Here is a 24,390-nt window from a genome sequence, read left to right on the forward strand (position 1 = left end):
CCAATCCAGCGCGTGATAGCACCGGAGATGGTTATTCGAGCGCGACAGTACAACTTTTTATGAAATAAGTTCTAAACAGCCGGACCGTTCTACAGGCGTGTTGTCTCCGTGAGTTGTGGGGAAACCGCTGATACACGCACGTGATCGAGAGCAGGGCTGCTGCGGCAGCCCTGCTCTCGCACTCCATACCAGGCGAGACGGTCAATTCTGCCTGGTAACGGTATGTGATCCCACGGTGTGCGCAGCGGGAAGGCCGGGTCGGCACATCTGCGCTCAGGGGTAGTGCTGGTGTGATCGTTGCCTAGCCTGACAGAGACTCTACAATCGTTATGAGCACACACAGCATCCCCGTGAACGGCAGGGTTAACGGTGTGACACGCGCCGGATCGTGAGCACGGCTGCTGCGGCAGCATGGCTGCCGCACTCCATACCGCGCAACACGCTTATGACAAATGGGTAAGGCAAACAATCCAGCACGTGATGGCACGATTAGAGCTGCTCTCTGCCAACGGGCCAGGTGCAGGATCGGCTATCGTTGGTGATTGGTGAGCGTTCATGCGCTTGTGCGACTGCTTGGGAGCACGATAGCACAGGTTTTATGACATAAGTTTGAAAGTTCGCCAGTATGCGTTGCCTGGACAGATTGTATAGCTTTCGGGTAAACGTGGTATGATGAAGGAACAGGGTACTCGTTCCTTCATCTACGATAAGAGGAGCCGTGATGCTCACCGATACAGCTCGTCAGATTATGCATGAGTGGATCGCCTCGGATAGCCTGCGGAAGCATTGCGAGGCGGTTGCGGCCTGTATGACTCATTTTGCGACAAAGCAAGGGGCTGACGTCGATTTATGGACAGCGGTTGGGCTGCTTCATGATCTTGATTTTGAGCGCTACCCCCACATGCCGGAGGCCGGGCCGGCGACAACCGCAATTGCCGAGGCGCTGTTGCGGGGCGAAGAGGTACCTGCCGAACTGCCGGGGCACCCGTTCTACGGTGTTGCCTATCTACGCAGTGCCGGGTGGTCGCCTGAAGTCTTGCGCGCTATCCTCAGCCATGCCGATTATAGCGGGATCGCGCCTGAGTCGCCGCTTGAGCGCACGCTGTATGCGGTTGACGAGTTGAGTGGTTTTGTGACTGCGGTCGCATTAGTGCGGCCTGACAAGAGCATTCATAGCGTTGAAGTTTCGTCAGTGCGCAAAAAGATGAAAGATAAAGCCTTTGCTGCCAAAGTCAGCCGCGAAGGTATTGTGCATGGCGCTGAAGTCATTGGTATGGAGCTGGATGCGCTGATCGGCGAGGTGATTGCTGCACTGCGCACAGCCGCGCCACGGCTGGGTCTGGCAGGGAATAACGCATGACACTGGTGTCGCATGTCTGGCCGGAGACGGTAAGTGTTGTTGATGGCCATTTGTGGATTGGCGGCTGCGATACGGTTGCGCTGGCCGAACAGTTTGGAACTCCTCTATATCTGCTTGATGATCTGACGCTGCGCGGTGCTATGCGTGCCTATCGGCAGGCATTTGCCGCCGCCTACCCTGGCCCGTCAATCGTCCACTACGCCGGGAAGGCGCTGTTGAATACGGCGCTGGCCCAGATCGTGGCGCAAGAAGAACTGGGACTGGACGTCGTTTCCGCAACCGAGTTGTTGGTGGCGCAGCGAGCAGGTCTACCGATGGATCGGGTTCACCTCCACGGGAATGCGAAGAGTGATCAGGAACTGGAGCGGGCGATTGCGTGGCGGGTTGGGGCGATTGTCGTTGATAACCTTGACGAATTGCAGCGACTCTGTGCGCTGACATCCCATCTCACCACACCGCAGGGCGTCTTGTTGCGCGTGGCGCCCGCTATCGAAGCGGATACGCACTCGCATATCGCTACAGGGAGCGCCACGGCAAAATTCGGCCTGCCCCTGGAGGCGCTTGATGAGGCTGTCGCCCAAACCCTGGCCGCACCCGGCCTGCGCTGGTTGGGATTGCATGCGCATATCGGCTCGCAACTCTTTGCGCTTGAACAGGTGACGGCGACCGTTGAGGTGTTGGTGGCGCTGGCTGCGCGGTTATGGAATCGCTTTGGGGTGGCACCGGTCGAACTTAGTCCTGGTGGTGGTCTGGGTGTGCCGTACACTGCTGACCAGCCGGCAACCGGTATTGATCGTTATGCGCAGGTGGTGAGTGCGACGTTGTGTGCAGCCTGTGAACGATACCGGTTATCGTTACCGCGCTTGACCGTCGAACCAGGCCGTTCCATTGTTGCCCGGGCCGGTGTGGCTTTGTACCGCGTGGTAGGTCGTAAGGGTGAGCACTGGGTGCATGTTGATGGTGGTATGGCCGACAATATTCGTCCGGCCCTTTACGGGGCGCGCTACAGTGCGGTTCTGGCCAATAAGCCGGCTTCACCGCCAGCGATGACGGCCAATGTCGGTGGACGTTACTGCGAGTCGGGTGACGTGTTGTTACGCGATATTGCGCTGCCGACTGCGCAGCCGGGTGATCTGCTGGCCGTGGCAACAGCGGGTGCCTATACGCTGAGTATGGCCAGTACCTATAATCTGGTACCGCGTCCGGCACTCGTCCTGGTTGCCGACGGACAGGCACGTCTGATCCAGCGTCGGGAAACAGAAGACGATGTGTTGGCCCGTGATCTGTTGCTGGATCGGTGAAAGGTACGCCTGTATCGTTAGATCGGAGCAGGTGCGATCTGAACTGCTCGTGGTAGAAGCGAGGTTCGTATGATGCATGCCCCTCTCTACGGTGGAATTGAGGCTGGTGGAACCAAGTGGATCTGTGCAATTGGAACCGGGCCAGATGATATTCGGGCTGAAGTTCGTTTCCCAACGACGACATCTGCCGAGACGCTGGCCAATGCCATCGCCTTTTTTCGCGCCCACGAATCAGAACGTCTGGCAGCCATTGGTGTAGGTTCGTTTGGTCCGGTCGATCTCAATCCGGCCTCGCCGTCGTATGGCTCAATCACGACGACACCGAAGCCAGGATGGGCGCACACTGATATTGTGAAGACACTGTACCAGGCGCTTGGACGACCGATAGGCTTCGATACCGATGTCAACGTTGCGCTCCTCGGTGAACGGCAATGGGGTGCAGCGCGTGATTGCGATGTGGCAGTGTACATTACGGTTGGTACCGGCATTGGCGGCGGCACAGTAGTTGGTGGGAAGCTGGTACACGGGTTGATCCATCCGGAGATGGGGCATATGCGGGTGGTACGTGATCCGGTGCGTGATCCCTTCATCGGTATCTGCCCGTACCATAGCGATTGTCTGGAGGGGTTGGCTTGTGGGCCGGCGCTGAAGGCACGCTGGCAGACTCCGGCTGAGGAGCTGCCGGCTGACCATCCAGCGTGGGAACTCGAAGCCGATTATCTCGGTCAGGCGATGGCAAATCTGCTCTGCATCCTTTCACCGGAACGCATCATCATCGGCGGTGGGGTGATGAGTCAGCCGCAGATGTTTCCATTGGTGCGGGCCGCAACGCAGCGCTGGCTGAATGGTTACTTGCAGCATCCTCACATTCTCGATCACCCTGACAGGTTGATTGTGCCACCTGCGCTGGGCCAACGGGCCGGTGTGTTGGGGGCAATTGCGCTGGCGATGCATAGGGCAGGTGCGGTATAGACGGCCCGGCATAGAAAGGAAGCGTTATGCTGATAGCCCGTGATCTGGCTCCTGATTTGATCATCTACAACGCTGTCGTGTATACGCTCCACTGGGAATTGCCACAGTGCAGTGCCGTCGCCTGCAAAGATGGCCGGATTGTGGCAATCGGTGACGATGCCGCAGTGCTGGCGCTGGCCGGTCAGGCAACCCCGCGGATTGACCTGAACGGGCGGGCGGTTATTCCCGGCATTCACGATGCCCACAACCATATGCTGGAGATGGGCCTGAAGTTGCAGCGGATCGGCCTCGATGACTGTACGTCCATCGCCGGTATGCTTGAGCGGGTGCGGGCGGCGGCAGCGGTTACCCCACCTGGCCACTGGATCATTGGTGAGGGCTGGAACGAGTCGCTCTTTCAAGAAGGCCGATTACCCAATCGTCACGATCTCGACGCGGCGACGACAGCACATCCGGTGCTCCTCAAACGGTTCTTCAACATGGATGTGGTGAATTCGCGGGCACTGGAGTTAGCCGGTATAACAGCTAGTACGCCTGATCCGGCAGGTGGCAAGATCGAACGTGAGCCGGACGGTACACCCAACGGGATTCTGCGGGCAGCGGCAAAGGAACTCTGCCGGCGCCTGATCCCGCGTCCAATGCAGGATGCGTGCGTTGAAGCGCTGGACATGGTCGGGCGGGCGTATCTGGCGTATGGGATTACCAGCATTCTCGATCCAGGCCTGCAACCGTGGGAGATTCAGTCCTATCTGGCAGCGCGACGTGCCGGTCGTTTGCCCGTGCGCGTGAATCTGCTCATCTCGTGGCATGGCTTTCGCGAGAGTGAAACGCGCAGTGAACTCGATGCCCGTGCCAGGGCACTGGGTGGTCTGAGCGGTCTGGGTGATGAATGGCTTCGCATCGGTGGCCTGAAGATGGCGATTGATGGCGGAACGACCTCGCATACGGCCTGGATGTTTCAGCCGTTTGTAGGCGAGGATCGGGTCTACGATTACAACCGTCTCGATCCCGAAGACCTGCGCGAATTTTTTACCCTTGGGCATACGCTGGGTTGGGATATCGGTATTCATGCAATTGGCGACCGGGCGCATCACGAGGCGGCCCGTGCGTTTGCTGATGTGCTGGCGGCGCATCCGGCAGAACATCGCCATAATCTCATTCACGGCTATTTTGCCACCGAAGAGAGTCTGCAACACATGGCCTGCTATGGATTGGCCGTGGTGATTCAGCCAACCTTCATCTATTATGAAGGCGATGATCTGTTCCGCGATGTTGGCCCTGAGCTGGCTGCCCGCTACAAGCCGATGCGAACCTACCTTGATCGCGGGATTCGGGTGATTGCGACCAGCGATGTGCCGAGTACCGTCCACTTCAATCCGTTTATTGGGCTGTACAGTTTAGTCACCCGAAAGACCTGGAAGGGAACACTCATCGCACCGGATCAGGCGGTTAGTCGTGAAGAGGCGCTCTTTGCCTACACGGTAGCCGGTTCCTGGTTGACGCGCGAAGAGCATCTGAAAGGCCCGCTGGCGCCCGGTTTTCTGGCCGATATGGTGGTGCTGGATCGCGATTACTTCACCTGTCCGGTTGAAGAGATAAAAGAGATTCAGGTTGAGATGACGATCCTCGGTGGCCGTGTAGTGTATACCCGTGAAGGGATGATTGGTGAGCGGTGATGAGACACGTCCTCACCGCGGCCCGTCCCGGTGGGGGCGAGAGCACGCCCCCTCCAGAGCGATACCGGCGCTTACGCACGGTGGGGTGTCGCTCAGGTGTGGAGCCTGGGTGATGGCAAAAAACAGCGTGTGCAGTAGCGGGTCTTGTGAGGGGGCGCATGGCTATGCGCCCCCTGATGTTGGGCGACAGGGAAGGTGACTATACGTCACCAGTATTTACCGTCCGGTCGTCATTCCACCGGTTCAAACCGGGCCTGGAAGAAGCGGAGGTACCGTGGTTCGTAGACCATCCGCAGGCCACGGGCCTGATGACGTTGATCGTACACTGCCTTCACCGACTCGGCTACAACATCCATGTGGGCCTGAGTATAGACTCGGCGCGGGATGGTCAGCCGGGTTAATTCCAGTTTGGGATAGTAGTTCTGCCCGGTCTTGGGATCGCGTCCAGCGCTGGCAATACCGCGTTCCATCGCCCGCACCCCTGAGTCGAGGTACAACTCGGCGGCCAGTGTCTGGGCAGGGAAGAGGTCTTGCGGCAGGTGCGGATAGAACCGGCGTGCATCCAGAAAGATCGCGTGACCGCCAATCGGAACTACGATGGGGATGTCCCAGTCGAGGAGCAGTTCGCCGAGGTAGCGCACCTGGCCGATACGGGCACGGATGTAATCCTCTTGCAGCGATTCCTCGATCCCAACCGCCAGCGCCTCCATATCGCGCCCGGCCATGCCGCCGTAGGTGTGCAGTCCTTCATACACCACCACCAGATTGCGGGCTTCATCGGCGAGTTGATCATCGTTGAGCGCTAACCAGCCACCGATGTTCACCAGCGCGTCCTTCTTTGCGCTCATCCATGCGCCATCGGTGTAACTGCAAAACTCGCGGACAATCGCGGCGATACTCTGTTCGGTGTAGCCGGGTTCACGTTCTTTGATGAAGAAGGCATTTTCCACCAGGCGCGTGGCATCGAGAAAGATGCGTAACCCGTACCGATCACATAATGCGCGTAAGGCGCGGACGTTTGCCATACTGACTGGCTGCCCACCAGCCATGTTAACGGTACCGGCCAGACTGATGTAGGCAATCTGTTGCGGGCCAACCTTATCAATAAGTGCCTGTAGTTTGTCGAGATCGACGTTGCCTTTGAACGGATACTGGCTTTGGGGGTTGTGCGCTTCGTCAATAATCACATCAACAAAGATGCCACCGGCCAGCTCCTGGTGCAGGCGGGTGGTTGTGAAATACATGTTGCCGGGAACATACTGCCCGCGGCGGATAGCGACCTGACTGATCAGATGCTCGGCACCCCGTCCCTGATGGGTGGGAATAATGTGGCAGTAGCCATACACCTGCTGGACAGTTGCTTCCAGGCGATAAAAACTGCGGCTCCCGGCGTATGCCTCGTCGCCCATCATCAGGGCTGCCCATTGCCGGTCGCTCATGGCATTGGTACCACTATCGGTAAGCAGATCGATATAGACATCTTCAGAACGCAGCAGAAACGTGTTGTAACCAGCAGCCTTGAGCGCCGCCTCGCGTTCGGCCTGGCTGGTCATGCGCAGCGGCTCAACCATCTTGATCTTCCACGGCTCGGCCCACGACCGCCGACCGAATTGTTGCCCCATTGTACGGGGGTAGTCTTGTTCCTGCATAGATACCTCGCTGCAATTGCTCCCAACGCCATTGTTGTGGGTTCAGCGGTACGACACCTCCGATAACCGGGCACGGTTGTTGTGGGTCTGGATGGTGGATGGAGAGATCGTCCAGGTACCATCTCTCCATCCGCCAGCGTTTGCCAGTACCAGTTACCCGCCCACTGCCAATCAGACGAGGGTTGAACGCCGGTCGTAGTGATAACCGTGCGGTATCGTCATGGGGTGTCGATGTGATCACACGATACCGGTCGGTACTAAATGCCAGTAGGCGCGATTGAGCAGAGCCTTTTCGTAGTGATAATACGCACTCGGTTTGGGTGGTTGCGGTGGATGGTTATAATCGAAGACCAGTTGCGTCGCCTGCCCATAACCGGTTTCGAGAAAACACATCACCTGACCCTGATACCGTTCGTCGCTCAGCTTACCTTTAATCTCGCCGATGATCCGGTGGGCGATCACTTTCGCCTCGAAGTGAGCGGCGGCACCGCTCTTGCTAACCGGCAGATCGGTGGCATCACCCAGGCCGTAGATATAGGGAAACTGTTTGTGCTGGAGTGTTTCACGGTCGGTTGGCAACCAACCCTGCTCATCCCCCAGTCCCGACTCGCTGATGATGCGCGCTCCCCGATGCGGTGGCACCAGCACCAGCAGATCGTAAGGCAGCGTTGTTCCTTCGAGTGATGAGATGGTGTGCGCAACCGGATCGATCTGTTCGGTGTTGAAGAAGAGTTCGTAGTTAATCCCCCGTTCTTCCATCATTGGGGTAACAAACTGGGCAACGCTCTCGATAGTAAAAACCCGGCCAATCGGCGATAGATAGGTGATCTCGGTCTTCTCGCGCAGGCCACGTTTCCGCAGTTCATCCTCAAGCATAAACGTGAACTCCAGTGGCGCGGGAGGACATTTGTAAGGAATATCGGCCACGCCGATCACAACCTTCCCACCGTTAAACTCACGCAGTGCGGCGTGGAGACGGAGCGCAGCTTCGGCGCTGTAGAAATGGTGTGCCCCTTCCGTGTAGCCAGGGACAGCAGATGGTTCAAGGCGTGCACCGGTAGCGATAATCAGGTAATCAAACGGTATCTGGGTGCCATCTGCCATCTCGACATACCGCTCATTCGGTTCGATGCACACAGCATCACCGATAATCAGGTCTACTGAGCGTCGCAACAGTGAGCGTTCACTGCGTTCCCAGCTCTCTGGAGGTGGGCCACCGAACGGGACGTAGAGCCAGCCGGGCTGATACACGTGCTTACCGGTACGATCAATCAACGTAATTTGCGCCTGCTTGCACGTCAACTGTCCGGCCAGTAGATTCGCGACCAGGGTACCGCCGACGCCACCACCTAACACAACAATTTGTTTCGTTGTCATTGTAGTTACCTTCTAAGAGCTTAGCCGCACAACCATACCGGGTTGCGCGAAGGCATTGCCTTCGCACCGGTTAGAGAGACTTTGGCGGACAGGCTCCAGGTACAGATTAAAACCAATATCCACCTTGCGCCGCATTATTTTGATGGGCGCGTGCTCGTATCGAACCTGGATCAACGTGCATCAACGCACTTTCCGCACAACAAAACGGGTGAAGCCCTGTGCGGGGAAGGCACCAATAAACTCGTGACTAGCCTTCTGCACCCAGATCGGAATATCCCTGGCTGAACCAGGGTCACTCGATAGGACGGCAACCACTGAACCGACGGGAATGCTCTTGATACCGCGGATCAGTTCCATCATTGGCCCAGGGCAATGGCTACCACGGGCATCAATCTCTTTGTCGATAGTTACGTTTGGGGTTGTCATAGTTGCCTCCTGCGGTCAACGCTGACCGATTACATTTCTTGTGATAAGGATAGCATTTTGCCTGGAGCTTAAACAGAAAGATGCGACAACATATTCTGTACGAGTTGTAACTATTGCGGGGTGGGTGAGGAGGGGAGGAAATAGAAGGGAGGAGATAGGAGGGAGGAGATAGGAGGGAGGAGATAGGAGGTAGGAGGTAGGAGGTAGGGGCGAGAAAGCAGGGGGTGAGAGAGGATGTAGAAGCTATACTGCTATACTTCTGCACGCCAAACCATGCGATACAGCATTGGCGGGCGCGGGAGGGGAGGGTTGGGGGCAATGAGTAGTTGATGGTGATGCCGGTGACAATCAGACTGACGTTGTATTGACGTTATAATAACCCAAGTTGCTACCTATGCTGTAAGCAAGCCACGGAGGCTGAAGGCCAGGATGAACAGCACGACGTTGTACTCAACACTGTATAGCGTAACCGCATGAATGATTTGGGGAGCAGTCAGCTCCCATGGACGTGCTATGTCACGTCTCACGGTAGCAATCCTGGTTATCCACATCCTCTGTGTCCTCCGTGTCTCTATGGTGACAAAGGTAGCAACCTGGGATGTCCATACCATTGACCGGCAATAGCACCTGGCTCGATTATGACAGACTCCACACTCACTGCGCATTATCTCGACCCAACAGCACCGGCCTGGAGCGCAACCATTGATCGCTTGTGGCAACAGTCGGGCGCACCGCAAAACCCGACGCTCATCCCGCCCCATTTTGTCAAGAGCACCTTTCCCCGTATGGGCGGGATCGTGGTTGAGTTTCGGGCAGGCGATTGCACGGTCGGGTTTGGAATGCTGTTTCCCCGCACAGTCATCAACGGTCAGCGCCATTACACCATGCGTCTCCACGAGCTACACGAACGGTTGCCTGATGATGCGCTGCAAGCCCTGATCGCTGCGACGCCGGCCACGGTGTATCGGCCAGCCGATGGGGTGACGTTTGCCCCCAAACGACCACGTCCAGCCGGTCTCTGGATTGGCACACCGCAGGCTGATGATACAGCGGCGATTACAGCGCTCTACCGTAGCGTGTGGGGTAGCCAGCCCTATCCAACCGACCTGTTTAGTGCTGAGTTTGCTCTCGGCACGGCGCTGGTGGCGACGGTAGATGGTCAGGTGGCCGGGTTTTTGCTCGGCTTCTGGCGTTTCGGTTGCCATCCTATCGCCGATAACGATCTGACAATCGAGTCGCAGGTAATGACCGTTGATCCTGCGTATCGCAACCACGGGCTGGCAACTCGCTTGAAACAGGAACAGGCCCGTCTGGCGCTGGGTCAGGGGGTGCGCTGTATTCACTGGACGGTTGATCCCTTGCAGTTGCCGAATGCACTGCTCAATTTCAATCATCTGCATGCGGTAGCCGGTGAGTTTGTACGTGGCTACTATCCGGTACACAATGAGTTGAATCTGGTAACAGCCTCTCGGTTTGGGATCACCTGGCTGCCGGCCAGCGTGCATGGTAGTAAGGGTTTACATAATCAACGGGATCGTCTCCTGATCACCGATCTGCCGGATATTGCCATTCTCAACGACGGCCCCCGTCTGTTGCGTGTACCCCATGCGCCGGCGCAGATTGCGATTGCCATTCCTCAGCAGTGGACAGAGCTTCAGCATCGGGATCGGAACCTGGCAATTGCGTGGCGCGATGCAACGGATGAACTCTTTGCGAAGTGGATTGGCTGGGATGCGGGAAAATACGTGATCTACACTGTCGCCCGCGATCCCGCCGGAACCGGCTATCTGATCGGGAAACCGGCGGGATCGTGGGTGTGGGAATCCGTGAGTATCCGTGATCCGCACCCATCGGACGCGGATAGACGCGGATTGAGCGGATAGACGCGGATATTTTTCGGGTTGTGATCTCCGCCGTCGCCCGCGATCCCGTCGGAACTGGCTATCTGGTGTGCGATCATCCGCACCCATGGGACGCGAATAGACGCGGATTGAGCGGATAGACGCGGATATTTTTCAGGCAAGGGAGCTGAGACAGCAGAAGGATGCATCCTGAAGAAATCCTACATATTACATCGTGCCAGGTTTGGTGTCAGGAAAACAGAATTGCGCAATGGTGAAGACATCTATACCGCAGGTGGAGCGAGTTTGATGTATAATGCTGGTGATGATTGTGCATTTTAGCGCAAACCAGGTGCCGCTCCGTTTCAGCCGCACCGTCATATTATGGACGCTAGCCTTTCTGATCGGGCCGTGGCCGGCGCTCTCGTGTATCATCCACTGCCTGCATCTGTCGTCGGTGAACAGGGCAGGGGTAGAGTATTTCTTGTGCGATGCGCCTCATCGTCACGCCAACCACGCCGATACGCCGGCTCCGCCGGTACGGTATGACGTATTGCCGCTGTTACTGATTGCTGTTGCCATTGGCTCAATCGTGATCCAGCGGATCAGCACTGTTGATAACGATACTCTCCGTTCAATTCTGCACGCTCCTGAACCGCCGCCACCTCGCACGCCCCGCCCCGGCCTGTTAGTTGGATAGACGATACGGAAGCCTGGGCAGGGTGTAATTGTCGTGTCTTGTTTTATCTTTACGTTGCGAGGTGCTACAATGCGACGTCTCTTTTCTCTGTCAGTTACAGTAGCCTTACTGGTGGTATTGGTCGGTTGTGGGGCAAATCAGAGTGGGGTAACGAGCGGTGGGATTACAGTGCGCGATCCGTGGGTGCGGGCCGCGATGATGAACGTAGCCGGTAATCAATCCGGCGCGATGGGGGATATGGGCAATATGGACAATATGGCTACCCCGATGGCCGGCATGGAGGGTGACGGTGGCCATAGCCATGGGAACGAATACGGGAATACCGCTGTTAGCGCCGCGTATATGGTGCTCGTCAACAATGGTGCTGCGGACGCGATTGTGAAGGCTGAGAGCGATGTGGCAAAGACGGTCGAACTGCATAACGTGATAATGGAAAACAATGTGATGCAGATGCGGCAGGTTGAGGCTATCGAGGTGCCGGCCAATGGCCAGGTTGAACTGAAGCCGGGTGGTTTCCACGTGATGTTGATCGGTCTGAACCGTGATCTCAAAGAGGGTGATGAAGTGATGATCAAACTCACCACTCGGAGCGGACAGACCATTGATGTCAAGGCGCCGGTACGCAAGCCGTAGGTAGCTTGGTCGAGTTAGACAGCGCATGCTCGCATGTTTCGAGAAATAGTCTGGCGATAACCTAGATGCCCTCAGCCTCGGCCCCTCTCCCGCGTAGCGGGAGAGGGGGGATGAGAGGCACGAATGAAGTCTTTCCGAAAGGGTAGAGGTTGGGTTGGGCGATATTTCTGTTTGTCCTTGAATGTGATACACAGGCAAAGCGTGGAGATGGGCCGCCGTCCATCTCCGCCCTATCAGTGTAGTGCAGGTAACCGACATGAAGCATCTTATCACCTTGATTCTTGCCGTATTGAGCGCACTGCTGCTCAGCGGTTGTGGCACATATGAATTTCGCGGCACCGTGCTCGAACCGCCGAATCCAGCCCCAGAGCTACCACTGGTCGATCAGTTTGGGAATGAGTTCCGTCTCAGCGACTATCGTGACAAGATTGTCCTGATCTTTTTTGGGTTTACGCACTGTCCTGACATCTGTCCGACGGCACTTGGTGATTTGAAGCGGGTGATGGAGAAGCTTGGTAATGATGCGACAAAGGTGCAGGTTGTGTTTGTCTCGGTTGATCCTGAACGCGATACACCTGATTTAATGCAACGTTACCTAGCAGCGTTTAACCCAACGTTTCTGGGCTTGAACGGGGATCGAACGGTGCTGGAACAGGTCTACAAAAACTATGGGGTAACGGCCATCAAACGCGAGCTCCCCAATTCGGGTCTGGGTTATACCATTGACCATTCTGGTTACATTTATGCTATCGATCAGGCCGGCAACTGGCGACTGCTCTGGGCACATGGTACACCGGTGGACGACATTGTGAGCGATGTGCAGGCGCTGTTGCGCAATCCACCACGTGGGTAGACTGGCAGTGCGTGCAATGACAACACCGAGTACGAATGAAGCAATACGTGAAGAAATGAGCCACCAGCAGGTGTTTTTCAAACAGATGCTGCACCTTTCCCAACATCGGCTGCCGGTTGTCAGTCGCTTCACACCTCGTATTGTCGTGCTCTTAGTTGCCATAGCCATGATCGCGATTGGTGGGAGTCTCCTCTGGCAGGCAATGACCAATCGTCAGCGGCAACTGGTGTTTGAAATTCCACCCGGTACAGCAGCACGTCTGGCCGCAGGTGAAGAAGTGAATATCTTTCCCTCGACGATTATCATCGACCTTCGTCAGCATGATACGCTCGTGATCCAGAATAACGATAGCGCTGAAGTCACGATTGGCCCATTCCGCATCGTTCCCGGGCAACGGTTTGTGCAACGGTACTGGAGCCCCGGTGTCTACGAATTGATCTGTTCTATCCATCAGGGTGAACAGTTGCGCATCGAAGTACGGTGATCATTGGTCGGTTGGATGAGCATTACGGTACAATACTATGGGCTTCCGTAGTTCTCAGACAACAGGATGATTGTATGTTGCGTTCACACTGGCATGCTACCCTTCATCAATCACCACTGCCGTGCATCGATCTACCATCAACCGCCGACGTGGTCGTCGTAGGTGCCGGCGTAGTTGGTGCGGCGACAGCCCTCTGGCTCACGCGGGCCGGTCTACGACCACTCGTTATCGATCAATACGGGCCGGCAGCGGGTGCCAGTGGCCATAATGGCGGCATCCTTGCTGCTGGTCTGGCCGAGAATTACCTTGCGGCAATTGCCCGTTATGGTGCGGCGACGACTCGGGAACTGTACGAATTGAGCTTGCGCGGGCAGCAACTCATGGTCGAGTTGATCCGGCAAGAACAGATTGAGTGCGATCTTCGTCTGCACGGCAATCTCAATCTGGCAATTGGTGAAGCGCAACTGACTATTACCGGCGCAACAGTCGCGGCATTGCAGGGTGATGGCTTTCCGGCGCAATTGCTCGACCGCGCAACTGCCCAGGAACTGGTGGCGATTCCGCTAGGGGCTGCTGTCAGCGGTGCCCGCTTCAACCCGGCTGCCGGGACGCTCCATTCCGGACGATTGGTATATGGGTTGCTGGCCGCTGCGCAACGTAATGGTGCCCTGTGTAGCTGGGGTGTCACCCTTCGCCAGGCGATCACCGACAACGGCAGGCTACGCCTGATCACAGATCGCGGCATCATCGACACTGCTGCGGCAGTGATTGCTGTGAATGCCTGGAGTGGTGAGGTGCTACCGGAACTTGCCCGGCGGATTACGATGGTACGCGGGCAAGTACTCTGCACGGTACCGGTTGAATCGTTCATTGCCTGTGGCTTCGGCGCCAGCTTCACTCCCACCGGTGAATATGGTCAACAGACCGTGACCGGACAGGTGTTGTTTGGTGGCTGTCGGGCCATCGCACCCAATCACGACGTTGGGGTACAGCCCGGCGAGGTTAGTCCTGAAGTCCAGGGGGCGCTTGAGACCAGTCTGGGCCGTCTCTTCCCGACCATAGCCGGCATCACCATCGAACGACGCTGGTCAGGAGCAATGGCCTTCACCGCCGACTATCTGCCAATCGTGGTCAACCCCATGCCCGGTCTCTTCGCTATCGGTGGCTTCTCCGGTCACGGCATGCCATTTGCGGCTATTGTTGGTCGCCATCTGGCCGAAGCCGTGCAGAGCGGTACCATCCCCTCTGCGCTCGCCCCGTTTAGGATCGACCGTCCAACGTTAGCTGTGGAGTGATAGTTCAGGACTCCCTGCAACCCGTCCCCACCCCGGCCCGCCCCCACTGAGGGCGGGAGCACATCTCCACCCCAGCCTGCCCGTGCCTCCAGCGGGGGATCACCTGCGTCACGTCCCCCCAGCGGGGGGAGGTTGGGAGGGGGCCAGGGAATGATGTGATCGGGCGGAAACCTCTTGTGCCGAATAGCACCCACTGTCACAAACCGGTTCATGGTTGCAGCATCCCGCCGGCATCGGGCATGGTGTGTCGTTGCAAGGTGAAGAGCGAGCCGGAGGTGCGCGTTCCCAGGGGTAGATCAGCACTGTCTCCGTGCATGACTTTTCTGCACCCAGATTTGATATGATATAATAACTATAACTCAACGCCTTTCACAACTATAAACATCGCTATACAAACGCTATGCTCTGCTTTCTACATCCTATTTCCTATCTCCTATTTCCTTACAAAATCTTCATCCTCTTGTCAGATTCAAATCCACATTTGTGAAGCTATCATTTGCTACACTATACAGAGAAGATCGTGACATAGCATGGAGTAACTGGAATGACACATGCTGAAGACCCCTCAACCGTTGCCTGGCAGGTTTTGCACTCCTGGACACTGGCCGCCCTCGGTGAGCGTAATGATGCCGTCAGCGAGTCGCTACGGGAATCGGCATGGCGTGTTGTCGGGCAGCAACCACAGGTAACCTGGCCGCCGTTGCAACCGGCCCTGTCCAGTGTCTTTACTCGCCTGCGGGCCGGCGTCAAAGACTGCTGGCAACCGCCGGCCATGCTCCGTTGCCGCGAAGAGGTGCTCTTCCCGAAAGCGACTGCGCAACCACCATCGGATGAACTGAAACAGGCATTACAGTCCGGGCTGGCAGCGGCGCAGCGTGAAACCGACCCAAGCCGACGTCTGGAACGTCTACTCATTACGCTGCAACGGTATGCCTGGGCCTGGCCCTCGCCCCTACCCGGTGTCTCGCTCTACGACCTGGCCCGGCTGCACGCCGCCGTGCAGGCAGCGCAGTCAGCGACAACGGACGGCCTGATCTGTCTGCTAGGGGGTGATCTGTCAGGTCTGCAAGAGTTCCTCTACAGCATCCCGGCTGCGGGAGCGGCACGCCAGTTGCGTGGTCGTTCGTTCTATTTGCAGTTGCTGACCGAAGCCTGCGCTTACTGGGTGTTGCGCAATAGTAGAATGCCGCTCTGTAATTTGCTGTACGCCGGTGGTGGCCGCTTTTATGCTGTGCTGCCGGGTAGCGTTGCCACACAGGTGTTGGAGTGGCGGCGGCATCTCGGTCACATACTCCTGCAATCGCATGACGGCTCGCTCTACCTGGCGCTGGGATCAACCAGACCGTTTGCCCCGGAACAGTATACCGATGAAACTTGGCGTGAGCTGAGCGAAGCAATTGACCACGACAAGCGGCGTCGGTTCGCCGCCCTCGACGATAGCGAATTTGCCCGGATGTTTCGGCCCCGCCCGCCGCGCCCACCTCGTAGCGATGGTAGCGACGCGCCCGATGCCCTCGGTGAGTCGCTGGCAGAGCTGGGCCGGCAATTGACTAGGGCCGCAGTGCTGGAAGTCAATCTTACCGCATCCCAGAGTGATGGTGCCACGTGGCGGCGGGCAATCACAGCGCTGGGTGTGGATTATCGGCTCATCGAGGAATCTTCATCGACGAAGGGGTCGGTATCGTCCCGCCGCCTGTTGGCCTTGAACGATGATGTGGTGCAGCAATTGACCGCCGAAGAAGTCGGCGCAATCGGTCAGCGCTACACCGTTACTGAAGCCTATCGGTTGCAAGCGGACGATCTTGCGCACTACCGCGAGATCGATTCCGCTCAGGCATCAGAAATACGTGTCGGTGATGTCGCACCGTTCAATCTCCTCGCGCACCTGAGCGATGGAGTCCCGCGCATTGCGGTGTTGCGTATGGACGTTGACAATCTCGGTGATCTGTTTGGCAAAGGTTTGCAGCGTCCTGCCGGCATGGGTGGTCTGGCGGTGACGGCGGCGCTCAGTAGCGCCTTGAGCCGGTTTTTTGAGGGGTGGGTCGGTGAGTTGTGTCGGCGGCGGAATCAGCAGGGGAAGGGCGGGATTTACGCCGTGTACAGCGGTGGCGATGATCTGTTCCTGGTCGGATCGTGGCACCTCATCCCGGAGCTAGCGCAGCAGATACGCGATGATTTTATTCGTTATACCACCGGTGCCAAGCCAACGGCGAAGCCGCCGGTGAGTCTCTCTGCCGGGATCACCTTACATCAAGCCGGTTATCCGCTCTACCAGGCGGCGGAAGACGCCGGCAATGCGTTAGATGCGGCGAAAGCGTATCGCCATCCCGACGGTCGAAGCAAAGATGCGATTACGTTCTTGGGTCAGACCCTGAGTTGGGACGCCTTTGCTCAGGCGGCTTGCTTCAAAGATAAGTTGCTTGATCTCATTGCGGAAGGCGCACCGCGTGGTCTGCTGATGACGATACAACGGATGGCTTTGCTCAGCCGCACCCGTTATAACCGTGACGGTGCTGCCCAGTTAACGGTTGGCCCGTGGGTGTGGCAAGGGGCGTACCAGTTGACGCGCATGGCCGATCGTTCTCCCGAATCCATTCGGTCACGAGTGGTTGACTTGCGCGAGCAATTGATCAGCCCGGAAGCAATTATGCAACGGATGGTGATTCCGGCTGGCCTGGCCGCACGCTGGGCACAGTTGTTGTTACGGGGGAGCAAGTAGGGGCTGGTAGTCAAAACAGGGAGGTAAGCAATGACAATGGGTCGTTCGTTAAATCCTCAAGCTGCAGGAGTCAAGCGGATTTCGCCGGAAAACCTGCGGCGCATCATGACCGAATCGTCGGAAGAGGCGGTAAAGTTACTAGTGGAGGAAGCAGATCGATTTGGGAAAGGGTTAAGTAAGTCTCTGACCACATCGCAAATCCGCAATATTTTCGGTGAAGTGCGCTCGATTGAGCAGGATGTACTCCCGACCGATCAACAGCTTTCGCTTGACGTTCAGCGTCGTCTGTTGATGCTGAAGCCCAAAATGGCTTATCAGGTCGGGCGGTTTAGCAACGACGAGGCATTAAAGGCGCTGGTGGAAACGCTCTCGGAGGCGATTGATTTGATTGGAAACGATAAGAACCGCTTCCAAACCTTTGTCAATCTGTTCGAGGCTATTCTGGCCTATCACCGTTGCCATGGTGGCAAGACGAATTAGTCAGGGAGGTATCAGGCATGAGCACGCGCATGGTCACACTGCACGGTCGGATTGTGTTACGTGCAAATATTGAATTGTTGACCGGCCTACATATCGGTGGTGCGGCCGGTGGTCTGGAAATTGGCGGTCTGGATAAACCGGTTGTCCGTAATCCAATCACCAATCAACCCTATATTCCTGGTTCATCGCTCAAAGGCAAGTTGCGCTCGTTGATGGAGAAGGTTTACGGCGCACCGCAGACATTCAGGATCAACAAAGGTGTCTTTGTTCACGTACCAACGAATCCTAATGAATATAAGAGTTACTACCAGATTGCCGGTGTGTTCGGTACTTTACCCAATCATGAACAGCTTACCATCGATGTCCCGACTCGCCTGATCGTGCGTGACGTACCGCTGACCAGGGAGTCTGAACAGGAGCTACGCCGGCTGCGCACCGATCTGCCTTATACCGAGATCAAGTGGGAGGCGTCGATTGACCGAGTAACTTCAGCCGCTGCGCCACGACAGATCGAGCGGGTACCGGCAGGAGCCGTCTTCGGCCCGGCAGAGGTGGTCTACAGTCTCTACGTCGGCAATGGCGAACAACTGACCAATGTGATCAATCTATTTGGTGCGGTCTACGAGGCATTCACCTACCTCGAAGACGATTACCTGGGAGGGATGGGGTCGCGTGGGAATGGTCAGGTACGGCTGCGCGACATCACCGTCCTCGCGCGTAAGCTCGAATCTGGTCATTATGGTGAATTAACGACTATCCTCACAGCGGCAGAGTTACGCAGTCTTGACCGCAATGGATTGCTGGAAGCGTTGCAGACATTCTTTCACCCGGCATAGATCGTTGGGAGGATTGTATGCCGACATTATCCGTCTACCATCTGATCCCACCTACCGGCGCAGCGAACCTCAGCTTCCATTTTGGCCGGCAGGGGATCGGTTTGGAAGAAACTGGCGAGACCCTCGCCTCCGACTCGCTCTTTGCCGCGCTGGTGGTGCAGGCAGCGCTGAACGATCCGCGCCGGACTACCGATGGGGCGCCGGTGTGGGTCGAGCCGTTTCTTGCCGATCAACCGCCACTGCGCCATAGTTCGCTCTTGCCGCGGATTGGCGATCTGCCGCTGCTCCCGCGCCCTTTGTTGCCCATTCGGCTGCCCCCGACGGCAGAACTGGCCGGTAAACAGCTCAAAAAACTGCGCTACCTTTCGCCGGCGCTCTTTGTCGCCGTGTGCAAAGGGGAAGAATTGCCTGCAGACCCGATCATCATCCAGCAGGGCAAAATCTGGCTGAGCGAGAAGGAGGCGCAGCGTCTGCCGGCCCCCTGGAAGCAGACTGCCACCGAGAGCAGCGATGCCTGGCGGGCGCGTCTGACCGCCACCCCGCTCTGGCAGCTTGAAGCAACCCCACACGTCACGCTTGACCGTCTGAGTGCGGCGTCAGCCTACTACGAAGTGGGGCGGATTAGTTTTGCGGTTGGAGTCGGTTTGTCTCTCCTGGTTGCATTTGCCGACGCCCAGGCCAGGCCGTCTTTTGAACATCTGCTGACGCTCCTTGGTGAGAGTGGACTGGGCGGGAAGCGCACAAATGGCTATGGCGCGTTTGCCTGGCAGCACGGCACGGCACTGACGCTCGATCTACCTACCCCACACGAGCGGGCAGTTTTGCTGTCGCGCTACATTCCGACCCCTACCGAGCTACCGCTGGTACGTGACGCGCGTTCAACGTACCAGCTTACCAGGGTCAGCGGCTGGTTTCTGGCCGCCGATGGCTCTACCTACCGTCGGCAGGCGGTCATGATGCTCACCGAGGGCGCGGTGTTGGTATGCGACGAACGGCTACCAGGTGGGCAGATTCTCGACGTGCGTCCAGATACCAGTGTTTCGCATCCGATCTATCGCAGCGGTATGGCCCTGGCCATCGGTCTGCCGGCAGACAGCAAGTGAGGAGTGCTATGCCGTCGATCAATCAGGTCTATCAGGTGCGTGTTGAGGTGATCAGCCCACTCTGCGTGCTGGACGGAGGCCGCCTGCACGAAGAGGTTGATTTCTATCTCGATGCGCAGACAACCTATGTTATCAACAGTGACGCCGTGTTGGAGCTGGCCTTTCAGCGCTGGTACGAACGCCAACCGTCCCGTGGACAATTGCTGGCGAAGCTGGCCGAACGTGAAGAGCGGCTGCTGCGGCGCCGCCAGCGAAATGTCGAGGACATCAAGCGTTTCGATGAAGCACCGCCGAAAGACCCGCGTAAGCGGGCTGAGCAGGAACAACGGTTGAGCGCCGAAGCGCATAACATCAGGGAAGAACTGAAACGACTGCGCCAGGAACGGGCTGAACTCGAATTGGGAACGGCACAGTCGGTAGCTTTACCAAAGGAACTGCTCCAAAACAGCGGCGTTAGCGATCTGTTCAAAACCGGTCTGTTAACGATAGACGATATTCGCACCGTTCCAGGGCTGCTCCGCTACTCGTATGCCGGGTGCCCGGAGGTGAAGAGTGGGCAGAGTGAGATTCTAACCTGTGTTAAAGACCCGGCGGATCGGCTGTACCTGCCCGGCTCGTCGCTGAAAGGAGCGTTACGCACAGTGTTGGCTTGGGCATTGGCTCCGCAGCGGGCAGCGCAGGCGTTGAATGCGTTTGATAATGCCAACGATAGACGCCAGGCGGCACGTTCGCTTGAACAATGTATCTTCTACGGTCGCAAGCAGCGCGATGATCGGCGGGTAAGCCATAATCTGCTGCTTGATGTGATGCGTACCTTCCACATCAGCGACTCGCAGACGGTGGCGCAAAGCCCGCAACTGCTACAAATCCGCGTCTTCCCGCGCGGTTCGCCGATAACCGTCGAGGCAATCCCGGAGGGAACGACGTTGTTGGCAACGTTGCGTATCGAGCAGTACCCATTCACAGACGCTACTGCCCGTGCGGTGATCGATTTCGGCAACTGGCCGCAATATCTCCAGCCGGCGCAACTGGCTGCGTTCGGTCGGCAGCGGGCCAGGGCGTTGATCGAAGGCGAACAAGCCTTCTTTCGCAACCGACCCGATGCCACCCAGATTAGCCGTTTCTACGCCGATCTGGCCGAACGCCTGGCGGCCCTGGAGAATACCAATGCCTTCCTGCTTCCAATCGGCTGGGGGGCCGGCTGGCGCAGCAAAACGCTCGATACCATCCTGCGTGAAGGTACACGTGAAGAGGTGTTTGTCAGAGCAGTTCACAGGTACAACATGAAACTGAACCACCAGCGTTTTGAACGCTTCCGAGCCGGCGATCTCTTCCCGGCGTCGCGGCGCGTTATCATGCGCAACGGTCAACCCTGGTTGCCGCTTGGTTGGGTCTGCCTGAAAATAGAGGAGCGTGGCAAATGACTATCCTGGTGATGTGTAATCTCGGTAACAGCGATCTGATCGCCGATGGGCGACGTCCTGGTAAATCACGTCCCGAAGGCGAGCAGCTCTGGCGTAGTTTTACCGAACATCAATTCGAGTTGCCGATTATCGAGCCATGTTTGCGCTTTATTATCAGGCTTCGTCCGGGTGTTCAGTTGCGCCTGGTCTGTTTTTACACCGACCAGCCGGAAAATCCGGAGACAACTAAAGCTGACCGCTTCGGCGTCAGTCTCCGCGACAAGGATACAATCTGGTTGGCTCATATCGCGCAGCGTCTGATCAGGGAACAGTTTGCCGGTCAGGTCAGCGAGGTAGAGATCGTGCGGATCGAGAACAGTCGTGGCCCCGATCTCAATCCCAGTGTCTACGACGAGGTCTTCGAGGCGTATGCCTATCTGCTACAGCGCTTCGTCAATCAGCAGGTTGATCAGTGTTATATTCTCACGGCGGGTGGTATTCCGGCCTGCAACTTTGCGCTTCAGCTTCAGGCGATGATTGCCTTCGCTGATCGCTGCCGTTTCATCTACCCGCCTGAAGGTGGCAGGGTCACTGAATTGCGGATCGGGGAAGAGATGAGCAAAGCCTTTCAGCGGGTCAACGCGCTGAACGCTCTTGACCAGCGCAACTTTCCGGCAGCGCTGCTCAGTGCGCGGGCTGCCCGGGTCGGCGAATGGATCGTCGCGTTACTCGAATACGCCGTCTACCGCGAAGCCTTCGACTTTCAGCAGGCCATGCAGGCGGGCGAACGGGCGCAACGCCACGCCAGTGGTAGCATTCGCGAGTTCTGCCGTGAATTGCAAGACGACCTGCAAAAGTTGATACAAAATGATGCCGCCGCACTGTTGCGCGAGGTGGCGTACAATGCCGACATCGCGTATCGCAATGGCCGTTATGCCGATATGCTCGGTCGGCTCTTCCGCTTCCAGGAAGGTGTGTTGCGACTGATTGTCGAGAAATACCTCGGTTTACCGACCGATTTCAGCAAAGAACAGCGCGACGCCAGTCTGACGCGGTATCTGGAGCTGATTGACGGCAACCCGGCCCTGCGCGGCTTTCTCGAGCAGCGTACCTTTGACGGCAAACTGCTCCGCTACCGCGATGGCCCGAACCGTCCGGTGATGCAGGCGTTACTGGAGTTTGTCCTGAATGGTGGAACACGGGCTGATGGCACACCCTTTGCCAAGAAGAAAGACTGTGAGCAGCTGAGTGGGGTTCGCGAATTCCTGAACCGATTGGACGCGCTGGCCGAATTGCGCAACCAGAGCGTGATTGCCCACGGTTTTGCCGGCGTTGCGCGGGAAGCGATTGATAGCGCCTACAAGGGTGGTGCTGACCAGATTGTGCCCAATCTCTACAAGACGATTGAACGGCTCGATATTCCCTTTCACAAATCGCCGTTTGATCGCATTGCCGAGACGGTTCAGCGCGAGCTGCGGAGAGGTACATGAATGCACTGTTGATCTGTAATGTTGGTGGGCGGGATGTCTCGCATCCCGATCGTCCCAAGAACCTCCATTCCGAACGGCAGTGGGCGCAGACAGCGCTAGCGCAATATCCTGAATTGTGCGACACTTTCCGCCTGCCGATCATTAGAAAGGCTCTGCATTACCTGGCAACTCGTCACGTCATCCTCGACCAGGTGATCCTGATCGCTTCAGACCAGCCACCACCACCCGTCGGCAACGCCCAATTCTGGTCGAGTGATACCATCTACTCGGCGCAGATTATTGCCCGTCTGCTGTGCGACGGCCTCACCCCCTACCCACGGCTGAACGAGCAGCAGATCGAGATCTGGACAATCCAGACGGAAGATGGTCAGGGTTGTGATCCTTCCGATTATGACCTGACCCTACGCTTTCTCGAACGACAGCTAGCCGAGTTGAGACGGGTGTACCCGCACCATACCGCCTTTTTTGAAGTGACCGGCGGTACCCCAGCGATGACGACTGGTCTACTTATTGCCGGTACCGAAACCTTTGGTGGTCAGACCGAAATCCTCTCCGTCCATCCCTATCAGGAGTTACCGATTGCCCTTAACACCGGCAAGCGCCTGCTGGCTACTCCGTTACGGGCTTCGTTGCGTTCACACGCTGCGTCGTATGCCTATGACGCTGCCGCCCGTACCTTTCGGGAACACAAGTCGATCATTACCGACAGGCTTGAGCCGACGGCTGCGCGGCTGATAGCGTCGCTGCTCGCATACGCTCATCACCGCTTCAACTTCGACTTTGCCAGTGCACGCGACGCACTGCAGCGGGTAGGCGATGCTGGGCCGTGGCAGGCTGAACTGGATTCCTTACTGGCGCAGGTCAATCAACTGGCACTGGCGCCGGTCGATCAACTGGTGCGCCAGTGCCGGCTGGCTGAACTGGTACACGGAGCGGCGGCTCGTTACCAGATCGGCCTGTATGCCGACTTTCTCACCCAGGTGGTACGGTTTGAAGAGAACCTGCTACGCTATCTCTGTATACAGCAAAGGGCACAGTTTCTCGACCGGCAGCAGCAGATTGATCCAGATGGCACCTATCTGGCGCGTAAGTGGCTGCGTCAGCAGAAATTCACCCTCAGTCGGGATCGCGATCCGAAACGCGATCTGATTGTCGACCGCTCGGTGATGCAGGAACTGCTCGCTCACCTGTTTGATCAGGCGCAACCGGATCAACGCAACTTGCTGATGGCAATTGATCGGCTTGGTAAACTGGTCAAGCGGCGTAATAGGCTGACCCATCATCTGGAGGGGGTGCAGAAGGCGGATCTGGCCCGCGACTTTGCCGGGCCGCAGGCGCCACCGGCGGCTGCCGATCAGATTGTTCCGCACCTCGAACAGCTTTACGAACAGGTGTGTCGTCAGCCATTGCCACCATCACCCTACCAGCACATCAACCAGCTCCTGGATCGCTTACTCCAGGCGACCCAGACCTGAGTGGAGCTTTTGGGGTGAGCATATCCGGTGTAGAGGCCATACGTCACATTACATCAAATCGGGTGTGACAAGGGGTATTATATGCTGTCCAACACGCAGTATGGTGTCGCTTCTAAGTGTGGCTGTGCGCAGCCGGCATCCTGCCACGCACACAGTCGTAGCACGTTCCAGAGGGCACACTGTTCCCAGACAGGGTTGCCTATGGCTAATCAACCACGCGCTGGATGGGTTGTCCTATACGCTCATCATCCGCGTGTCGCGCAGTTTGGCGTGCGGCAGCCATGCTGCCGCGCCAGCCGTGCTGACGATCCGGCGCG

The 24,390-nt window shown here is 57.3% G+C and carries 20 protein-coding genes; 17 read left to right on the top strand and 3 right to left on the bottom strand.

The genetic code is table 11. From position 1 onward, the window contains the following. Window positions 1–721: 721 nt before the first annotated feature. The 4 genes from VAE55_RS09910 (at window position 722) to VAE55_RS09925 (ending at window position 5,309) form a co-directional block, all read left to right on the top strand. The gene (locus VAE55_RS09910) at window positions 722–1,360 is read left to right on the top strand and encodes an HD domain-containing protein (RefSeq protein WP_322815624.1); all 639 of its coding nucleotides are present in this window, start codon (window positions 722–724) and stop codon (window positions 1,358–1,360) included. After that, complete coding sequence (gene lysA, locus VAE55_RS09915; RefSeq protein WP_322815625.1) at window positions 1,357–2,661, top strand: diaminopimelate decarboxylase; 1,305 nt, start codon at window positions 1,357–1,359, stop codon at window positions 2,659–2,661. Before VAE55_RS09910 ends, lysA begins: the two co-directional genes overlap by 4 nt. Window positions 2,662–2,730: 69 nt before the next feature. After that, complete coding sequence (locus tag VAE55_RS09920; RefSeq protein WP_322815626.1) at window positions 2,731–3,633, top strand: ROK family protein; 903 nt, start codon at window positions 2,731–2,733, stop codon at window positions 3,631–3,633. Between the two features lie 26 nt (window positions 3,634–3,659). Continuing rightward, window positions 3,660–5,309, top strand: a complete 1,650-nt coding sequence (locus tag VAE55_RS09925; RefSeq protein ID WP_322815627.1) for an amidohydrolase — start codon at window positions 3,660–3,662, stop codon at window positions 5,307–5,309. Between the two features lie 230 nt (window positions 5,310–5,539). On the opposite strand, the gene VAE55_RS09930 is transcribed toward VAE55_RS09925, so the two are convergent. From VAE55_RS09930 to VAE55_RS09940, 3 genes are all read right to left on the bottom strand, one after another. Continuing rightward, complete coding sequence (locus VAE55_RS09930; RefSeq protein ID WP_322815628.1) at window positions 5,540–6,958, bottom strand: tyrosine phenol-lyase; 1,419 nt, start codon at window positions 6,956–6,958, stop codon at window positions 5,540–5,542. A gap of 237 nt (window positions 6,959–7,195) precedes the next feature. Continuing rightward, window positions 7,196–8,335 carry an FAD/NAD(P)-binding oxidoreductase gene (locus VAE55_RS09935; protein ID WP_322815629.1) on the bottom strand — a complete coding sequence of 380 codons (1,140 nt, stop codon included), beginning with the start codon at window positions 8,333–8,335 and terminating at the stop codon, window positions 7,196–7,198. 180 nt (window positions 8,336–8,515) lie between these two features. Next, entirely contained in the window at window positions 8,516–8,761 is a 246-nt protein-coding gene (locus VAE55_RS09940; protein WP_322815630.1) for a sulfurtransferase TusA family protein, read from the bottom strand. A 638-nt stretch (window positions 8,762–9,399) separates the two neighbouring features. Here VAE55_RS09940 and VAE55_RS09945 point away from each other — a divergent pair. From VAE55_RS09945 to VAE55_RS10005, 13 genes are all read left to right on the top strand, one after another. Then, complete coding sequence (locus VAE55_RS09945; protein ID WP_322815631.1) at window positions 9,400–10,644, top strand: GNAT family N-acetyltransferase; 1,245 nt, start codon at window positions 9,400–9,402, stop codon at window positions 10,642–10,644. Between the two features lie 274 nt (window positions 10,645–10,918). Continuing rightward, a complete protein-coding gene (locus VAE55_RS09950; protein ID WP_322815632.1) occupies window positions 10,919–11,302 on the top strand; it encodes a hypothetical protein in 384 nt (127 codons plus the stop codon). A gap of 69 nt (window positions 11,303–11,371) precedes the next feature. Further along, complete coding sequence (locus VAE55_RS09955; protein WP_322815633.1) at window positions 11,372–11,935, top strand: copper chaperone PCu(A)C; 564 nt, start codon at window positions 11,372–11,374, stop codon at window positions 11,933–11,935. Between the two features lie 256 nt (window positions 11,936–12,191). Then, on the top strand, window positions 12,192–12,788 hold the full coding sequence (locus VAE55_RS09960; protein WP_322815634.1) for an SCO family protein: 597 nt from the start codon (window positions 12,192–12,194) through the stop codon (window positions 12,786–12,788). 16 nt (window positions 12,789–12,804) lie between these two features. Continuing rightward, entirely contained in the window at window positions 12,805–13,272 is a 468-nt protein-coding gene (locus VAE55_RS09965; protein WP_322815635.1) for a hypothetical protein, read from the top strand. A gap of 74 nt (window positions 13,273–13,346) precedes the next feature. After that, complete coding sequence (locus tag VAE55_RS09970) at window positions 13,347–14,567, top strand: FAD-binding oxidoreductase (protein WP_322815636.1); 1,221 nt, start codon at window positions 13,347–13,349, stop codon at window positions 14,565–14,567. Between the two features lie 544 nt (window positions 14,568–15,111). Further along, window positions 15,112–17,286 carry a type III-A CRISPR-associated protein Cas10/Csm1 gene (gene cas10, locus VAE55_RS09975; protein WP_322815637.1) on the top strand — a complete coding sequence of 725 codons (2,175 nt, stop codon included), beginning with the start codon at window positions 15,112–15,114 and terminating at the stop codon, window positions 17,284–17,286. Between the two features lie 36 nt (window positions 17,287–17,322). Further along, window positions 17,323–17,766, top strand: a complete 444-nt coding sequence (csm2, locus tag VAE55_RS09980) for a type III-A CRISPR-associated protein Csm2 (protein ID WP_322815638.1) — start codon at window positions 17,323–17,325, stop codon at window positions 17,764–17,766. 17 nt (window positions 17,767–17,783) lie between these two features. Then, a complete protein-coding gene (gene csm3, locus VAE55_RS09985; protein WP_322815639.1) occupies window positions 17,784–18,602 on the top strand; it encodes a type III-A CRISPR-associated RAMP protein Csm3 in 819 nt (272 codons plus the stop codon). Between the two features lie 17 nt (window positions 18,603–18,619). Next, the gene (gene csm4, locus VAE55_RS09990) at window positions 18,620–19,705 is read left to right on the top strand and encodes a type III-A CRISPR-associated RAMP protein Csm4 (protein ID WP_322815640.1); all 1,086 of its coding nucleotides are present in this window, start codon (window positions 18,620–18,622) and stop codon (window positions 19,703–19,705) included. An 8-nt stretch (window positions 19,706–19,713) separates the two neighbouring features. Beyond that, a complete protein-coding gene (csm5, locus tag VAE55_RS09995) occupies window positions 19,714–21,129 on the top strand; it encodes a type III-A CRISPR-associated RAMP protein Csm5 (RefSeq protein ID WP_322815641.1) in 1,416 nt (471 codons plus the stop codon). Next, on the top strand, window positions 21,126–22,598 hold the full coding sequence (locus VAE55_RS10000) for a hypothetical protein (protein ID WP_322815642.1): 1,473 nt from the start codon (window positions 21,126–21,128) through the stop codon (window positions 22,596–22,598). Before csm5 ends, VAE55_RS10000 begins: the two co-directional genes overlap by 4 nt. Continuing rightward, window positions 22,595–24,073 carry a hypothetical protein gene (locus VAE55_RS10005; protein ID WP_322815643.1) on the top strand — a complete coding sequence of 493 codons (1,479 nt, stop codon included), beginning with the start codon at window positions 22,595–22,597 and terminating at the stop codon, window positions 24,071–24,073. The genes VAE55_RS10000 and VAE55_RS10005 overlap by 4 nt, the downstream gene beginning before the upstream one ends. The last annotated feature ends 317 nt before the right edge of the window (window positions 24,074–24,390 follow it).

Origin of the sequence: Chloroflexus sp. (assembly GCF_034432675.1) — a bacterium.
Classification (GTDB): Bacteria; Chloroflexota; Chloroflexia; order Chloroflexales; family Chloroflexaceae; genus Chloroflexus.

Bases quoted from the DNA above. Each gene is read 5' to 3' on its own strand.
- lysA (WP_322815625.1), top strand. From the start codon at position 1,357: ATGACACTGGTGTCGCATGTCTGGCCGGAGACGGTAAGTGTTGTTGAT.
- VAE55_RS10005 (WP_322815643.1), top strand. From the start codon at position 22,595: ATGAATGCACTGTTGATCTGTAATGTTGGTGGGCGGGATGTCTCGCAT.
- VAE55_RS09910 (WP_322815624.1), top strand. From the start codon at position 722: ATGCTCACCGATACAGCTCGTCAGATTATGCATGAGTGGATCGCCTCG.
- csm2 (WP_322815638.1), top strand. From the start codon at position 17,323: ATGGGTCGTTCGTTAAATCCTCAAGCTGCAGGAGTCAAGCGGATTTCG.
- VAE55_RS09925 (WP_322815627.1), top strand. From the start codon at position 3,660: ATGCTGATAGCCCGTGATCTGGCTCCTGATTTGATCATCTACAACGCT.
- VAE55_RS09945 (WP_322815631.1), top strand. From the start codon at position 9,400: ATGACAGACTCCACACTCACTGCGCATTATCTCGACCCAACAGCACCG.
- VAE55_RS09920 (WP_322815626.1), top strand. From the start codon at position 2,731: ATGATGCATGCCCCTCTCTACGGTGGAATTGAGGCTGGTGGAACCAAG.
- VAE55_RS09950 (WP_322815632.1), top strand. From the start codon at position 10,919: ATGCTGGTGATGATTGTGCATTTTAGCGCAAACCAGGTGCCGCTCCGT.
- VAE55_RS09970 (WP_322815636.1), top strand. From the start codon at position 13,347: ATGTTGCGTTCACACTGGCATGCTACCCTTCATCAATCACCACTGCCG.
- cas10 (WP_322815637.1), top strand. From the start codon at position 15,112: ATGACACATGCTGAAGACCCCTCAACCGTTGCCTGGCAGGTTTTGCAC.
- csm5 (WP_322815641.1), top strand. From the start codon at position 19,714: ATGCCGTCGATCAATCAGGTCTATCAGGTGCGTGTTGAGGTGATCAGC.
- VAE55_RS09965 (WP_322815635.1), top strand. From the start codon at position 12,805: ATGACAACACCGAGTACGAATGAAGCAATACGTGAAGAAATGAGCCAC.
- VAE55_RS10000 (WP_322815642.1), top strand. From the start codon at position 21,126: ATGACTATCCTGGTGATGTGTAATCTCGGTAACAGCGATCTGATCGCC.
- VAE55_RS09935 (WP_322815629.1), bottom strand. From the start codon at position 8,335: ATGACAACGAAACAAATTGTTGTGTTAGGTGGTGGCGTCGGCGGTACC.
- VAE55_RS09940 (WP_322815630.1), bottom strand. From the start codon at position 8,761: ATGACAACCCCAAACGTAACTATCGACAAAGAGATTGATGCCCGTGGT.
- VAE55_RS09930 (WP_322815628.1), bottom strand. From the start codon at position 6,958: ATGCAGGAACAAGACTACCCCCGTACAATGGGGCAACAATTCGGTCGG.
- csm3 (WP_322815639.1), top strand. From the start codon at position 17,784: ATGAGCACGCGCATGGTCACACTGCACGGTCGGATTGTGTTACGTGCA.
- csm4 (WP_322815640.1), top strand. From the start codon at position 18,620: ATGCCGACATTATCCGTCTACCATCTGATCCCACCTACCGGCGCAGCG.
- VAE55_RS09955 (WP_322815633.1), top strand. From the start codon at position 11,372: ATGCGACGTCTCTTTTCTCTGTCAGTTACAGTAGCCTTACTGGTGGTA.
- VAE55_RS09960 (WP_322815634.1), top strand. From the start codon at position 12,192: ATGAAGCATCTTATCACCTTGATTCTTGCCGTATTGAGCGCACTGCTG.